Raw genomic sequence first — 14,635 nt, 5'->3', positions numbered from 1 at the left:
CGAAGGCCCCGGTGAAACACTGGGGCCTTCGCTCTGACGGGATGGACGAGCTACACGTCCAGCTTCGCGTAGATCGCGTTCTTCTCGATGAACTCGCGGCGGGGAGGCACTTCATCGCCCATGAGCATGCTGAAGACGCGGTCGGCCTCGGCGCCGTTCTCGATGGTGACCTGGCGCAGCGTGCGGCGCGTGGGGTCCATGGTGGTCTCCCAAAGCTGCTCGGCGTTCATCTCACCCAGGCCCTTGTAGCGCTGCACATGCACGCTGGCGTCCTTGTTGCCGCGCTTCATGGCCTCGATCACCGCATCGCGCTCGTTCTCATTCCAGCAGTACACCTGTTCCTTGCCCTTCTTCACCTGATAGAGCGGCGGGGTGGCGATGTAGAGGTGGCCGCCTTCGATCAGCGCCTGCATATGGCGGAAGAAGAAGGTCATGATCAGCGTCTGGATGTGGCTGCCGTCCACGTCCGCGTCGCACATGATCACGATCTTGTGGTAGCGCAATTTGGTCATGTTCAGCGCCTTGCTGTCCTCTTCGGTGCCGATGTGCACGCCGAGCGCGGTGTAGATGTTCCGGATCTCCTCGTTGTCGAGGATCTTGTGCTGCATGGCCTTCTCCACATTGAGGATCTTGCCGCGCAGGGGCAGGATGGCCTGGAACTCGCGGTTGCGGCCCTGTTTGGCGGTGCCGCCGGCTGAATCGCCCTCCACCAGGAAGAGCTCGCTTGCGCTGGCGTCCTTGCTCTGGCAATCGGCCAGCTTGCCGGGCAGGCCCCCGCCGCTGAAGGCGCCCTTGCGCTGCACCAGCTCCCGCGCCTTGCGTGCGGCATGCCGCGCGGTGGCGGCCAGGATCACCTTCTCAACGATCTGCTTGGCGTCGCGCGGGTGTTCCTCGAGGTAGTTCTCGAGCATCTCGCTCACGGCGATGTCCACCGCGCCCATCACCTCATTGTTGCCCAGCTTGGTCTTGGTCTGCCCCTCGAACTGGGGCTCCTGCACCTTCACGCTGATCACGGCGGTGAGCCCCTCGCGGAAGTCGTCGCCGCTGATCTCGAACTTGAGCTTCTGCGTGGCGCCGCTGCTGTCAGCGTACTTCTTCAGCGTACGGGTGAGGCCGCGTCGGAAACCGGCCAGGTGCGTGCCGCCCTCGTGCGTGTTGATGTTGTTCACGTACGAGTGCAGGTTCTCGTTGTAGCTGTCGTTGTACACCATGGCGATCTCCACCGGGATGCCCTGCTTCTCGCCTTCCATGTAGATCACGTCCTCGATCAGCGGCATGCGCGTGCCATCGAGGAACTTCACGAACTCCACTAGGCCGAGGTCGCTGTAGTACTCCTCGCTCACGAAGCTGCCATCGGCATTGGTGCGGCGCTCGTCGGTGAGCGTGAGCTTGATGCCTTTGTTGAGGAAGGCCAGCTCGCGCAGGCGGGCGGCCAAGGTGTCGAAGTTGTATTCGCCGGCTTGGAAGATGCTCAGGTCGGGCTGGAAAGTGACGATGGTGCCCCGGTAGTCGGTGGTCCCGATCTCGCGCACGGGGAACTGAGGCTTGCCCTCGCTGTACTCCTGCTCGTACTTCTTGCCGTCGCGGTGCACCTCGGCCCGCAACAGGGTGCTGAGCGCGTTCACGCAGCTCACGCCCACGCCGTGCAGGCCGCCGGAGACCTTGTAGCTGTCCTTGTCGAATTTGCCGCCGGCGTGCAGCACGGTCATCACCACCTCCAAAGCGCTACGGCCCTCCTTGGCATGCATGTCCACCGGGATGCCGCGGCCGTTATCCTTCACGCGGATCCCGTTCTGCGGGGTGATGGTCACCTCCACGGTGTCGCAGTGGCCGGCCAGCGCCTCGTCGATGCTGTTGTCGACCACCTCGTACACCAGGTGATGGAGGCCCTTCACGCCCACATCGCCGATGTACATGGCCGGGCGCTTGCGCACCGCTTCGAGGCCTTCCAATACCTGTATGCTGTCGGCCGAATAGCTCGCCGCCGCCTTCTTCTTCTCGCTCATTTCCAGGGTTGTCTCAGACATGGTTTCCAAGGTCAAATCGCCCTTTTTTCAAAGGCTCCCAAAGGTACCTTTTCACACCCGGTTAACAGGGCCGTTTTCCCAACACGGACGCGGATTCTGTTGATAATTAACGCTTGTTCGGAAGAGGGCGTTGACAGGGGGCGTAGAAGCCCTTGAAACTGGATCCCCGCCTCCGCAGGAGACCACCTTCTCAGCCGATTCCTGAGCCCATCACGGGCGCTCAGAACGCGTAGGTCGCCCCGATCATGATCAGCCCCCGCTGCGTGGGGTGGCGGTACCAGCGCTCGTATTTGCTCGCGCTGAGGTTGCTGATGTCGAGGAACATGCTCAGCCGCTTGGTGTAGCGGTACTCGGCACCGAGGTAGAGGTCGAGGAATCCATCGAGCTGGGTGCGGGTGCTCACGGCCACCACGCTGCTGTCGGTGCTGGCCTCGGGCGCGCGGTAGGCGGTGCGGCGGCCCAGGAAGAGGGCCTCGGCCTTCAGCACGAGCTTGTCGCGCAGGCTGTGGCGCGCGGCGAAGGTGATCTTGTAAGGCGGCAGGTTCCAAGGCTCATCCTCTACGCGGGTGGCGTAGGTGTACACGTCGATCCGGGCGCTCAGGCGCGTGTCCTTGGCGGTGCTGTACGTGAGCTCACCGCTGAAGTCCATGATCTCCACCTCGTCGTACACCACATCCATGCGGTCGCCGAAGGGCGCATTGGGCGTGTTGATGTAGAGGGGCATGTCCTCATTCGAGCTGAAGCTGGCGCGGACATCGAAGCCGATGTGGTTGCCGAAGCTGCCGCGGAGGCCTCCATACGCATCGAACAGCTTGCTGGTGTTGCGCTGGCGCGGAGCGGGGTTGAGCCAGGGGTTCTCGCGCGTGAGGCTGCGGAAGCTGTTGCGCCGGCGCTCTCCATCGAGGCCCACGTATGGCACCAGGATGTTGTCGAACAGCGCGTAGTGCGCGTAGGCCTGCGGGAAGAAGTGGAAGGTGGTCTCGCCGAGCGCATCGAGGTAGAGGCCCACGCCGGCGCGCACGAAGTACTTGCGGCCAACGGTGCGCACGCTGGGCAAGAGGCCGATGAGCGTGCCGTTCTGCCTGAACTCCGATGAGTCGGGCGAGACCCTTCCACGGAAGGCGTTGTTGTCAATCAGCAGTGTGGCGTGGTAGTACTCGGTCTTCTCTTGCTTGCCGGCTTCCGCCGCCACCCGGATGTTGGTCTCGCGGCTCCCGCTGAAATTGCTGTAGGTGTGCGCTTCGAGGCCGACATCATGCGCGATGCGGCTGCTGTCCTCGTAGAGGCTGCGCACACGCGCGGCGAAGCCGATGTCGTTGTAGAACTGCTTCAGGCGGTCCTTGTCGCCTCCGAGCAGGCTCAATGAATCCTCAAGCCCTTCGTTGCTGGGGTAGCCGTAATAGCTGATGCGGCGCCGGTCGTACATGAGCCTGCCGCTGGCCTCGTTCTTCTGGATGATGTGGCGATAGAAGGCATCGATGCTGTTGTTGCCGTAGCGGCTCGGGCCCACATCGTCGAGCCCGCCATTGCTGCTCATGTGCTTCAGGTGGAAGCCGTAGCCGTTCTTGCGGGAGCGCACCTGATTGAAGTGGAGCTCGCCGATGGGCGTGTTGTACAAGCCGTAGCCGGCCTTCACGAAGCCCTTGTAGAGCCGTGCCTGCGCCTTCTCCACGTTGAGCTTGGCGGCGGCCAGGCTGTCGGCGCGCGGCGCGATATCGGCCTTGGCCGGCAACAGGTTGTAGCTCACGGGCAGGGTGGGCAGGATGGTGTCGATGCCCTCGGGCCGCAGATCGATCTTCTGCGCATCGATGAGCGTAGGGTTGTAGATGCCCTGGATCACGTACTGGCCCTCGTTCTGCGCGCATGCCTGACGGGGCAGGAACAGCGCGATCGGCAGCAGTGCGGCGAGGAGGAGGAGGTTGCGCTTCATGGTCTATTGGCCGTTGCCGCCGGGCTGGGGAAGGATGATCTCGTCCGATCCACCGGGGACGAGCTGCTCTCGTGGCACCTGACTGGCGTTGATGGCATCGAGGCGCTGGCGCGCCTGCGCCACCAGGTCAGGCTCGCGGCAATTGTCGATCACGCTCTGCAACGTGGCGCGCGCCTGGAAGAGGTCGTTGAGCTGCACGTACACATCGCCGAGCAGGATGAAGGAGCGCGCCTTCCAATGGTCGTGGCTGGAATAGCGCTGCGCCAGCTCGAAGACTTCCGTTTCAGCCTTGCGGTACTGCGTCTGCAGGTGACGGATGTAAGCCATGTTGTACTTGGCCTCTGCGCCGCGCGCCGTGGTGCTTCCCGTGGCAACGGCCTTGAACTTCGCGTAGGCCGCATCAAGCTCGCCCCGGTCGGCCAGGTTGCGGGCGATGAGGATGTTGCCCTCGCTCTTCAGGTCGTTGTCCGCCTGGCTGTTCGCGACCACTTTCTCTGCGGCGGCCGAGGCTTCGGCGATGCGCCCCAATTCCCGCAAGCAGCGCATCTGACCCACCTGCGCAACCAAGGTGTTCTGCGGCGATGCCGCGATGGGCTCCAAGCGCTTGAAGTGGTCGAGCGCGCCCTCGTACCGCTTGTCGCGGAAGAGGATATCGGCCGCCATGGCCGAAGCGCTCTCCATGAATTGCGCCCCATTGCGGCGGATCACCTCTTCCAGATCGGTGATCGCCTGGTCGTATGCGCCCGAACGGTAGTGGCAATCGCCGCGGTAGTAGAGGGCGTTGAGCACATAGCCGCCATTGGGGTACTTGCTGATGTAATCGCCGAAGGCGCCTATGGCTTGCGGGCACTTCTCCTCGAAGTAGAGCTTCTCCGCGCTCTGGTAGTACTTCTCGTCGAACTCCAGCGTGCCGGGGTCCACCCATTTCAGCGAACGCACGTACGCCTCGTACTCGCTCACGCGGCCCAGCTCTATGTAGATGTTCTCCAGTCCGGCGAGCGCGTCACGCGCGCCATCCATCGTGGGGTATTTCTCCACCACGGCCTTGAAGCCGGAGATGGCCTCCTCGGTGCGGCCCTGGCGCTTGTGGATGAGCGCGCTCTGCAGCATGGACTGCCGCACGAGCGGGCTGTTCGGGTGGACGTTGGTCACCTGGGTGTAATAGCTCAGCGCCTCGCTGTCGCCGCCCTGCACGATGTAGGTCTCACCCAGCTGGAACTTGGCATCGGCGGCGTAGCGCGAGTTGGGGAGCTCCGCGAGCAGCGCCTTCAGCGTGGCGATCTTCTCCGGATAGCGGCGCAGCAGTCCCTGGCACACGCCTTTCTGGTACATCGCGTAGTCGCGGTCAGGCGATCCGGTGCGCATGGCATCGTCGTACCACTTCACGGCCTGCTCGTTGTCCTTCAGCACGAAGTAGCAATCGCCGGTGCGTAGCATGGCATCCGCGCGCTGCCTCGCCTCCCCTTTCTTGCTCAGCACATAGCGGCGGAAGGCCACGGCGGCCTCGGTGTAATCCTTCTGCTTCAGGTAGGCGTAGCCCATGCCATAGCCGGCCTGCTCATACAGGTCGGTGCTGTACGCGCCGGGTGAATTGCGCAGGTCGTCGTACTTCTGGAGCGCTGCCGTGAGGTCGCCCTTGCCGTAATGGCTCTCGGCCATCCAGAAGTGCGCGCGCGCATTGGTGCCCTGGTTCACCGGGTACTTCAGCGCCCGTTCGAAGAAGAGCGCGGCATCGCTGTACTTGCGGCCCTCGTACAATTCCACGCCGCGGTTGTAGGCGAGCTTTTGATAAGCCTCCCGCAGTCGGAGGTCCTTGTTCTGGATCTCATCCAATGAAGCGAGCGCATCCTCGTAGTTGCGCGTCTTCAAGTACACGTTCAACAGGAATTCGTAGGCTTCATCGCGGCGCGGGGTGTTCGGGTATGCGCGCAGGTAGCTGCGCAACGCGGTGATTGCCTCGTGGTAGGGATCGAAGCTGAGCTCATAGGCCAGCTTGGCGTACTGGAAGAGGGCATCCTCGGTCACTTTCGCGTCGCCCTTCGTTTCGCCCTCGCCCGGCTTGCCGATCTCATAGGCCTTCTTGAAGGCGTTGCGCGCGTAGTTCTTCTCGTTCAGCTTGAAGTAGCAGTCGGCCATGTGGTAGCTGGCGAGCTGCGCGAGGCTGTCATCGGCATTGGCCACCGTGATCAGCTCAGCCAGCGCTTTCTGGCAATCGCCCGTCTTGTAATAGGCATACCCGAGGATGTAGCGGTCGCTGCGGTCAACACCCACGCGCTGAGCGCTCTTCTGGAGGTAGGGCAGTGCTTCAGCGTAATTGCCACGACGGTAGTTGGCCTCGCCCGCCAAACGGTTGATCTCCGCCTGCCGCTTGATGCCTTGCGGATCAGCGAGCAAGGGCTTCACGTACTCTGCCAGCTCATCGTACTTGCCCTGCACGAAGAGGATCTCGGCGATGTAAACGGGCACCAGCGGGGCGAAGTCCGCATTGCCCTCGAGCCTGCGGAAGCCTTGCAGCGCCGTCTCGTGGTTGCCGCGCTCGTAGTGGATGTGCGAGGTGTAATAGAGCGCGGGCGCCCCGAAGAGGCCCTCGCTGTCCTTCACCTGAGCGAATTCGGAGAGGGCCTTCTCGCTATTGCCGGTCTGGAAGAAGGCGTAGCCGCGCTTGAAACGGAACTCCTCCGCATCGCTGGTGCTCAAGGCCGAGGCGTTCACCTGATCGCTCCACGCGATCACGTCCTCCCAATCCTTCTGGTTGAAGCTGTGGCGGAAGAGCTCGAGCTTGATCAAGGGCACATGCAGGTCCTCGGGGTGCTCGGTCATGAAGCGCTTGAGGCGGTAGCCGGCATCGTCGTTGAAGAGGCGCACGCTGCAGAGGGCGATGTAGAACTCGGCTTCGGTGCGGCGCGGGTCGTGCAGGTCGCTGATGCGGTCGGCCACGTGCTGGAACTCGTACTGGGCGGCGCCGTACTTCTCCATGCCGAAGAGCTCGATCGCGTTGATCAGGTCGGCATCCTGGTGGGTGTAGTGGGCGGGCCGCTGGGCATGGATGAGCAGGCCCAGCGCGAGGGCGGCCAGCAGCGCGGGAAGGCGCGTTATCAGGGTCATCATCAAGCGTTCAAAGTTCACGGGGCGGCACAGGGCGCTTGGCGCTGCGCCGGTGGAGATTTCCACCCTCGCGTGTTGGTGCTTCGCAAGCATCGGGCCGCCAGAGCCAACGCGCCATGGTGCGATCGTATTGGATGCGTGCGCACCTTTGCCCCCGATCATGTCCACCGCACCGCTCGTCCAGCTCAACAGCGCGCGCATCTTCCAGCGCGAGAACCTGGTGCTCAACAATGTCGACTTCGCCGTGTACAAGGGCGAGTTCCTGTACCTCATCGGCCGCACCGGCAGCGGCAAGAGCAGCCTCATGCGCGTGCTCTACGGCGATGTGCCGCTCACCGAGGGCGAGGGCTTCTGCTGCGGCTTCGACCTGCGGAAACTGAAGCGAGCGCAGGTGCCCTACCTCCGGCGGAAGATCGGCATCGTGTTCCAGGACTTCCAGCTGCTGAGCGACCGCACGGTGCAGGAGAACCTCTTCTTCGTGATGCGCGCCACCGGCTGGACCGACCGCAAGGCCATGGACGCCCGCACGCAGGAGGTGCTGGAGAAAGTGGGCCTGGCGAACAAGGGCTACAAGATGCCGCACGAGCTCAGCGGCGGCGAGCAGCAGCGCGTGAGCATCGCCCGCGCGCTGGTGAACGACCCCGAGCTGATCCTCGCCGACGAGCCCACCGGCAACCTCGATCCCGAGACCACGGGCGAGATCCTGGACCTGCTCTTCGCCATCAGCACCCAAGGCCGCAGCGTGATCATGGCCACGCACGACTACACCCACATGAAGAAGCTGAACACGCGCGTGGTGCGCTGCGAGGAAGGGAAGCTCCTTGAATTGGGGGCGGTGGGTGCGGTGTAGCGCGCTAACCCAGCAACCCAACGATCCGCTCCGCGTTCCTCCAGTTGCTGAAGCGCTCCTCCAGCACTTGCGCACGCTCCTCCAAGGCCTGGCCATTCGCGGGCTTGCCCATGCACGCCAGGATGCTCTCGCGCATGCTCCTCGGATCGTCGTGCACATGGCAGAGCCCTTCGAGGCCGGTGCCCTCCACCATGGGCGTGTTGCACACCACGTGGCGGCCGGTGAAGAGGCAGAGCAGCAGCTTCAGCTTGATGCCCGTGGCCTGGAACGTGGGCAGCACGTTCACCTGCGCGCTACGGACCAGTGCATGGATCTGCTCCGTGGAGATGCCCTCGCGCAATTCCGCATTCGGCGCCTTAGCCACAGCGCGCTTCAGCTCTGCGCTGGCGTCGCTGCCTGCGATCACGAGCTTCACGGGCAGTCCCTCGAAGACCTTCTTCACCAGGTAGAGCGCGGCTTGATCGTTCTCCGCCACGCCCAAGGCGCCGTGGTAGAACGCGAAATCGCCGAGTCCATCGGGCACCTCCACCTTCTCGCTGGCATGGAAGGCCGGCACATGCGCCACGTTGTGGAAGTGCGACCCGAAGTAGGCCTCGTCCTTCGGCGAGATGGCCAGCACGCGCGTGGCTTCGGCCAGCACCGGCTCGAAGCGCTGCAGCTTGTGCGCCTCGTTGATGAAGTAGGTGCGGCGGAAGGCGTTCGATGCCGCCTTCGCGAGCGCGCCGTAGTAGTCGTGCTCCACGTTGTGCGCGCGCACGATCCGGATGCGGCCGTGCAGGCGCGGATCGCCGAGGTGGTAGCAGCAGTGCAGCCCCTCGAAGAGGATGGGGTGCTCATCCTGGAGCAAGCGCTCCATCAGCGCTTCGCTGCGGCGGCTCACCACCACGTAGGGCAGCGCATTGAGCAACTGCAGTTTGCCGGTGTTGCGCGGGTAGTAGTGCACGCTGGCGCAGAAGCGCTCCAGTTCCTTCGCCTTGGGCCGGCCGTAGTGGAAGCAGTGCAGATGGACCTTCACCCCCAGCTCCGCGAGCGCTTTCGCCTTGTAGTACACGTCAATCACGCCGCCATAGCTTGGTGGGGCGGGCACGTCGAAGGAGACGATATGTAGATGCTTATCCGCCAACGCGTCGCAGGAAGGCCTTCAGCGCTTCCTTCTCGCGCTCGCCATCCAATTCAGTGGCGGCGAAAATAGCCTTCAGCCGCAAGGCATCACGGCGCGCGCGATCGGGCATCAAGCGGCGCACCTCGGCGGCGATCACCGCAGGCTCCACGCGCGGGATCACGATGCCCGCCTCGTACCGACGCACGATCCCGGCGACCTCAGGGAGTTCGCTCACCAGCGCCGGGATGTGCGCGCGGAAGTAGTCGAAGAGCTTGTTTGGCAGGCTGAAGCGGTAGTTGAGGCTGGTGTCCTTGTCGAGCGAGAGGCCGAGGTCGGCGTTGCGCGTGTACTGCATCATGCGCTCGTAGGGCATGCGCGGCAAGAGGCGCACGCGGCCTTCAAGCGCTTGCTCCTTGACCAAACGCTCCAGCAAAGGCCATGCATCACCGCCACCGATGATGAGCAGCAGGGCATCGGGCAGCTCCTTCATCGCCAGCACCGCCTCTTCGCCTCCCCTGTCCACGTTGATGCCGCTGCCCTGCAGGACGAGGATGAAGCGGTCCTCGGGCAGGTCCAGATCGCTGCGCGAGGGCAACGGTCCGAGCTCCTTGTGCATGGGGATGTTGCGCACGACCTCCACAGGCACTCCGTAGCGCTCACGGTAGGCGTTTGCAATGCTGCCGTTCACGGTGATCACGTGCCGCAGCTTCGGGAAGATCCAGCGCTCGATGGCCAGCCATGCGCGCTTCGCGAAACGGCCCTGGATCTCCGGCACCTCGGTGAAGTACTCGTGGCTGTCATAAACCAGCGCGCGCTTCCCCTTCGCCAGGTAGCAGGCCAGCAAGGTGTCGAGGTCGTTGGCCACGATCAGGTTGGCCTTGCTGAAGAGCAGGAGGAAAAGGAGCCGCAGGTTGTACTCGGCGTAGAAGATCGGCCCCTTGCGGAAGAGCAGCCGCATGCGCTTGGTACCGTAGGGCCGCTGGAGCGGAAGGCTATCGGGCAACAGCCGCCCCACCAGCAGGACCTCGTAGCCCAACTCGCGCAGCACCACGCAGGTGCGGTGCACGCGGTTATCGGTGCTGAGGTCGTTGGTGACGCAGACGAGGGCACGCATGAGCGCCAAAGGAACGGCCCGGAGTTGCTGCTCCGGGCCGTTCGTTCGACTCGCATTTCGCCGAAGGCCTCATTACGGAGGCTGGGCGCGCGAAGCGCGATGGACCCAGCCATCCGGAATCTCACTTAGGTCAATCCCTTACTTCCCCACTTTCACCGCGCGCTTCACCACCGGCTCGCCGTCGAGCAAGAGGTTGATGTAGTACACGCCGGGCGCGAGTTTCTCCGTGCTCCATTCATACTGGAACTCACCGGCCTCGCGCTGGCCCTCGCTCAGCACCATCAAGCTGCGGCCATCGGTACTGTTGGCCAGCAACTGCATGCGGCCTGCGTGCTCCAGCGTGCAGAAGAGCGTGGTGCGGTCGGTGAAGGGATTGGGTGCGATGCGGAGCAGGCGCTCCTGGGTGGGGGTGATGGAGCCCTCATCGGTCGTGCTCCCCGTAATTGAGCGCGTGCCATCGTCGTTCGAGGCGGCGCAACAGGCGGCGAGTTCTTCCTGGAGCTGCGCGATCACCGACTCCTGCGCCGCAACGCGCCCTTGCAATTCCTGGAAGCCCGCAACCAGGACCGGGATGAGCCCGATGTAGTTCACCGCTTTGTAGTCGATGGCTTCTTGGACGACATCGCCTGCATCATTCAGATCAGCCGGTCGCTGTGTTTCATGCACCAAATCTGGAAGCACCTCCTCCAATTCCTGCGCGATGAACCCGAGTTGCTCACCATCCGGCAAACCGACCACGGATTGCCCAAGGTCATTGAAGGAGTAGCGCTTCGGCTGCAAGGCAGATAGCAACTCCGAGGCGCCTGTCAATTCCTCCACGCCGGTCTTGAACTGAGCATCGGAGGTGATGGGGATGGCCCCATTAACAAAACCGTTCCCGGTGATCATCACATCGCCCTGGAAGAAACCAGCCCATGCCTGGCCAGCGCCTTGCGGGGCTATGGATCGACCATACACGCCTGCGGAGAATGAAGCCTGCCACGGCTGATCGTACTCGGCCACGCCGAGCACGCCCACCAGGAATCCGGTGCCGGTTCCCGGTTGTTGGGAGTCGTAACGGCCGTGGCCATGCACACCGATGGTGGTCTTGCAGTTGTAGGCGAGTCCTTGTACTCCTTCAGCGTGGCCAAAGAAGCCGTCAGGATCTATAGGACCACATTCGCCCAAGACCCCCTGGAACTCATTCTGAAAATCATCCGACTCGGTCCTAGACCAGGTACCAATGCGAGCTAGCAACTCATAGTTGTTGTGATGCACGTGCAATTTGGCGCGGGGCACATCCATGCCGATGCCCACGCCATGCCGACGGTCCCACAAGCAGCTGCTCCCATCGTACACGCTCGACACATGCGGGTCTCCAGTCTGCACCACCCAATCGCAATCAGCGCTTAGGTTGATGTTCTTCCACTTCACCACACCGCGTTCCAACGGGTCGTTCGTGTCGTCCACTACCATCACCTTGAAGGCCTGGTCAGTCTCCGAATCATCCGGAAGCTGGCGGATGCGTAAGCGACCATCAAGAAGATCGACGCGTTCCGTCGGATTGAGGCCAGCCGTGAACCAATCTCCAACACCGAAGAACGATTGATTCCCGCTGGTGTGTGGCAGGAAGCGGGCCGCCTCCAAACCATTGTCCAAAGCGGCCGTTGGACCGCTTGTGTTGTTGTTCATCAAAAAGATGAATTTCAACAGGTCCGGGCCATCCAAGCCCGTTTGGTTATCGCTCCAAGCAATCACCGCATGGTTGTCGTCGTTGCTCTCCGATTTCAGGCCGAAGTAGCTCAGGTCCGACCATTGAGTGAGCGTCATGCCCACCTTCATCCACGGGCGGTAGCCGGTGTCCTGCCCGCCCGCCGAATCAATGTGAAGCATGGAGAAGGGCCGGTTCACATCCGGATCCGTGAACAGGCCAATTCCCAGATGCCCTGACAGGTCCCGGTTTCCTTAGCCGTTCACTGACTGGCCCGTAAGCGTTTGTGTAAGCCGCATCCGGAGTGCATTATCCGTTCGCCATTGATGTGGAAAGTTCAACTGCGTTGTGAATCGCAACGGCTGGTTGCTGTTCACGTCGCAGCCTATGTAGTCGGTCACGGCGGTAACCGTATTGTTCAGCTGCGATACTTGACCCTTGCCTTTCGCACTGACGAATAGGAACACGACCAAGCCAAGGCTTTTGAAGGTTTTCCAGTTCTCCATGGTTTACCGTTTTTGTTGAAGAAGGGTCACTCCACCAGAACTAACTTGTGCGAGTAGCACCAGCTATCCCCTTCGAGAATCATTGCATAGTGGCCACGAGCCCAGTGCGCAACATCGACCACAAGACCATTCTCGCCCTGTGTTGTGGCCTGCCAGATGCTCCGACCGACCATATCGAACACATGCAGTCGGTTGGCCCGCCCTTCCCAGGAGACCTGGAATACATCCTTCGCAGGATTCGGATGGACACCAATCCATGTCCTGGAAAACTCTCCCGCTCCGTTGATCAACGGGCATTGCGAAGGGTTCAGTGAGACACAGACCTGATCAACCAATTGATAGGCGTTCGGGTTCGGGCCCAGGCTATCGGTAACCGTGTTGGCGTTGTCGAAGTGATTCCCAACAACCATGTACCGATAGGCTGAATCCGCAACGAATGCCCCGCTCACGAGCACCCACGCAGAGGTATCGCTGATGACCTCGGTTGACCACACGTGCGCGTAGTTGCGACAGCCGAATTCCGGCATGGACGACCCATAGAGCCAGTAGTACGGGGCTGTGCAAAAGAGCAACCCGAGATTATCGCATACGCGGCCGGTTCCCTGACTGCCGCCGAAAGCAGCGTTGGCGTAGAAACTTGCGTAGTAGGTCTCACCGACGACCAGGTCGCTCAATAACTCAACTCCAATCATCTCCCTATGGTCGTCCGCGAGGAATGACCACATTCCCGAATATGCGCCCCCATCGTGAGCCAATTGGTGCGTGAAAACGTTGTTAGGTACACCGCCAACATCGTTATCCTCACAAGAGTTGAAATAATCCGGGGTATCGCTCGAACTGTACCAATGCTGGGGCACCGCCCCTGGCTGGTAGCCCAGCACGAGGGGAAACTGCGGGCATGTATCCACCATCTCGAAGCTCGGATTGGGCACCAGGTTTTGTGCGCACAAGCCGGGCGCAAGCAGCGCAAGGCAAAGCTGGAATGCCGAGTGCATGTCTGGTCGTGTTTGTTCAGACCTAATTCGGACCATGCTATTGGCCACGGCAGAGCGAATCTAAGAGCAATCGCAATAGGCTAGGCATCCGGCGCCGCAATTACCCTGCACTCATGGCTGTGCTTTCTCCGGTAAACTTGTCCGCCTATAGACGTGCTCCGCAACGCCGACCTCCAGCCCTTCAACACCTTCGGCATAGCCGCAAAGGCGGATGCACTTGGCCGATTCCAAACGGTGGAAGAATTGCGCGCGCTGCTGGCCGCGCCCGAGCTCAGCGCCCTGCCGCGCCTCGTGCTTGGCGGCGGCAGCAACATCCTCTTCACCCGCGATTTCGAAGGACTGGTGCTGCTGAATGAAGTCCCGGACATCGCAATCGAAGCCGAGACCGACGATCGCGTCGTGGTGCGCGCTGGCGCTGGCGTGGTGTGGCATGACCTGGTGATGCATTGCGTGGCCAAGGGCTGGGGCGGGCTCGAGAACCTCAGCCTGATTCCCGGCAAGGTGGGCGCCGCGCCGATGCAGAATATCGGCGCCTATGGCGTGGAGATCAAGGATTGCTTCGTGTCGCTGGAAGCCTTGCGCGTGAGCGATGGTGAGATCATTCGCTTCGATCGCTCGGCTTGTGCGTTCGGCTACCGCGAGAGCTTCTTCAAGCGCGAGGGCAAGGATCGTTTCATCATCCTGAATGTCAGCTTCACCCTCACGAAGCGCGATCACCTCATCCGCACCGCCTACGGCGACATCCAAGGTGAGCTGTCCCGAATGGGCGTGGCGCAACCGACGATCAAGGATGTGAGCGATGCCGTGATCGCCATCCGAAGCAGCAAATTGCCCGACCCCAAGGTGCTGGGCAACGCAGGGAGCTTCTTCAAGAACCCGGTGGTGGATGCACGCGTCGCAGAGCGCATCAAGCTCGCTCACCCGAACGCACCGGTCTATCCAGCAGGCGAAGGCCACAGCAAGCTCGCGGCAGGCTGGCTCATTGAGCAATGCGGCTGGAAGGGCAGGCGCATCGGCGCATGCGGGGTGCATGAGAAGCAGGCACTGGTGCTGGTGAACCACGGCGGCGCCACAGGCGCTGAGGTCTGGGAACTGAGCGATCAAGTGCTTCGCAGCGTGCGCGAGCGTTTCGGCGTGGAGCTGGAGCGCGAGGTGAATATCATCTAGGCGGTTGGGTGTTGAGGGTTGTCCCGGGTCAAGCCCGGGATGACAAGGCAGGTTGAGGGTTAACAGCCGTCACTGATGCTGCAGCGTTCGAGGGCTGAGGGTTGAATGCCAATGACCAGCATCCAACGGGCATGCCCGGCGCATAGCTT

The 14,635-nt window shown here is 62.3% G+C and carries 10 protein-coding genes; 2 read left to right on the top strand and 8 right to left on the bottom strand.

All coding sequences use genetic code 11. The annotated features are described in order from the left end of the window. Positions 1-50: 50 nt before the first annotated feature. The 3 genes from gyrB to IPK70_02365 all read right to left on the bottom strand — a co-directional run bounded on the left by gyrB (position 51) and on the right by IPK70_02365 (position 7,065). Complete coding sequence (gyrB, locus tag IPK70_02375; protein ID MBK8226006.1) at positions 51-2,006, bottom strand: DNA topoisomerase (ATP-hydrolyzing) subunit B; 1,956 nt, start codon at positions 2,004-2,006, stop codon at positions 51-53. Positions 2,007-2,247: 241 nt separating this feature from the next. Beyond that, positions 2,248-3,957: a hypothetical protein gene (locus tag IPK70_02370; protein ID MBK8226005.1), complete on the bottom strand. Its 1,710-nt coding sequence runs from the start codon at positions 3,955-3,957 to the stop codon at positions 2,248-2,250. Positions 3,958-3,960: 3 nt separating this feature from the next. After that, entirely contained in the window at positions 3,961-7,065 is a 3,105-nt protein-coding gene (locus IPK70_02365; GenBank protein MBK8226004.1) for a tetratricopeptide repeat protein, read from the bottom strand. A gap of 157 nt (positions 7,066-7,222) precedes the next feature. Between IPK70_02365 and IPK70_02360 the strand changes: the two genes are divergently transcribed. Next, a complete protein-coding gene (locus tag IPK70_02360) occupies positions 7,223-7,912 on the top strand; it encodes an ATP-binding cassette domain-containing protein (GenBank protein ID MBK8226003.1) in 690 nt (229 codons plus the stop codon). A 4-nt stretch (positions 7,913-7,916) separates the two neighbouring features. Here IPK70_02360 and IPK70_02355 read toward each other — a convergent pair whose 3' ends face one another. The 5 genes from IPK70_02355 to IPK70_02335 all read right to left on the bottom strand — a co-directional run bounded on the left by IPK70_02355 (position 7,917) and on the right by IPK70_02335 (position 13,319). After that, positions 7,917-8,999 carry a glycosyltransferase gene (locus IPK70_02355; GenBank protein MBK8226002.1) on the bottom strand — a complete coding sequence of 361 codons (1,083 nt, stop codon included), beginning with the start codon at positions 8,997-8,999 and terminating at the stop codon, positions 7,917-7,919. 25 nt (positions 9,000-9,024) lie between these two features. After that, positions 9,025-10,128: a glycosyltransferase gene (locus tag IPK70_02350; GenBank protein ID MBK8226001.1), complete on the bottom strand. Its 1,104-nt coding sequence runs from the start codon at positions 10,126-10,128 to the stop codon at positions 9,025-9,027. A gap of 138 nt (positions 10,129-10,266) precedes the next feature. After that, positions 10,267-12,000, bottom strand: coding sequence for a tail fiber domain-containing protein (locus IPK70_02345; GenBank protein ID MBK8226000.1), 1,734 nt, complete (start codon positions 11,998-12,000; stop codon positions 10,267-10,269). Positions 12,001-12,072: 72 nt separating this feature from the next. Next, positions 12,073-12,324, bottom strand: coding sequence for a hypothetical protein (locus tag IPK70_02340; protein ID MBK8225999.1), 252 nt, complete (start codon positions 12,322-12,324; stop codon positions 12,073-12,075). 26 nt (positions 12,325-12,350) lie between these two features. Continuing rightward, a complete protein-coding gene (locus IPK70_02335) occupies positions 12,351-13,319 on the bottom strand; it encodes a T9SS type A sorting domain-containing protein (GenBank protein MBK8225998.1) in 969 nt (322 codons plus the stop codon). Between the two features lie 147 nt (positions 13,320-13,466). On the opposite strand from IPK70_02335, the gene murB reads away from it, so the two are divergent. Continuing rightward, complete coding sequence (gene murB, locus IPK70_02330; GenBank protein ID MBK8225997.1) at positions 13,467-14,486, top strand: UDP-N-acetylmuramate dehydrogenase; 1,020 nt, start codon at positions 13,467-13,469, stop codon at positions 14,484-14,486. The last annotated feature ends 149 nt before the right edge of the window (positions 14,487-14,635 follow it).

Source organism: Flavobacteriales bacterium (genome assembly GCA_016712535.1).
GTDB lineage: Bacteria > Bacteroidota > Bacteroidia > Flavobacteriales_F > PHOS-HE28 > PHOS-HE28.
This window is presented reverse-complemented; position numbering and strand designations above follow the sequence as displayed.

Excerpts from the sequence above, each read along its gene's own strand:
- gyrB (MBK8226006.1), bottom strand. The coding sequence starts at position 2,006 with ATGAGCGAGAAGAAGAAGGCGGCGGCGAGCTATTCGGCCGACAGCATA.
- IPK70_02370 (MBK8226005.1), bottom strand. The coding sequence starts at position 3,957 with ATGAAGCGCAACCTCCTCCTCCTCGCCGCACTGCTGCCGATCGCGCTG.
- IPK70_02365 (MBK8226004.1), bottom strand. The coding sequence starts at position 7,065 with ATGATGACCCTGATAACGCGCCTTCCCGCGCTGCTGGCCGCCCTCGCG.
- IPK70_02360 (MBK8226003.1), top strand. The coding sequence starts at position 7,223 with ATGTCCACCGCACCGCTCGTCCAGCTCAACAGCGCGCGCATCTTCCAG.
- IPK70_02350 (MBK8226001.1), bottom strand. The coding sequence starts at position 10,128 with ATGCGTGCCCTCGTCTGCGTCACCAACGACCTCAGCACCGATAACCGC.
- IPK70_02345 (MBK8226000.1), bottom strand. The coding sequence starts at position 12,000 with ATGCTTCACATTGATTCGGCGGGCGGGCAGGACACCGGCTACCGCCCG.
- IPK70_02340 (MBK8225999.1), bottom strand. The coding sequence starts at position 12,324 with ATGGAGAACTGGAAAACCTTCAAAAGCCTTGGCTTGGTCGTGTTCCTA.
- IPK70_02335 (MBK8225998.1), bottom strand. The coding sequence starts at position 13,319 with ATGCACTCGGCATTCCAGCTTTGCCTTGCGCTGCTTGCGCCCGGCTTG.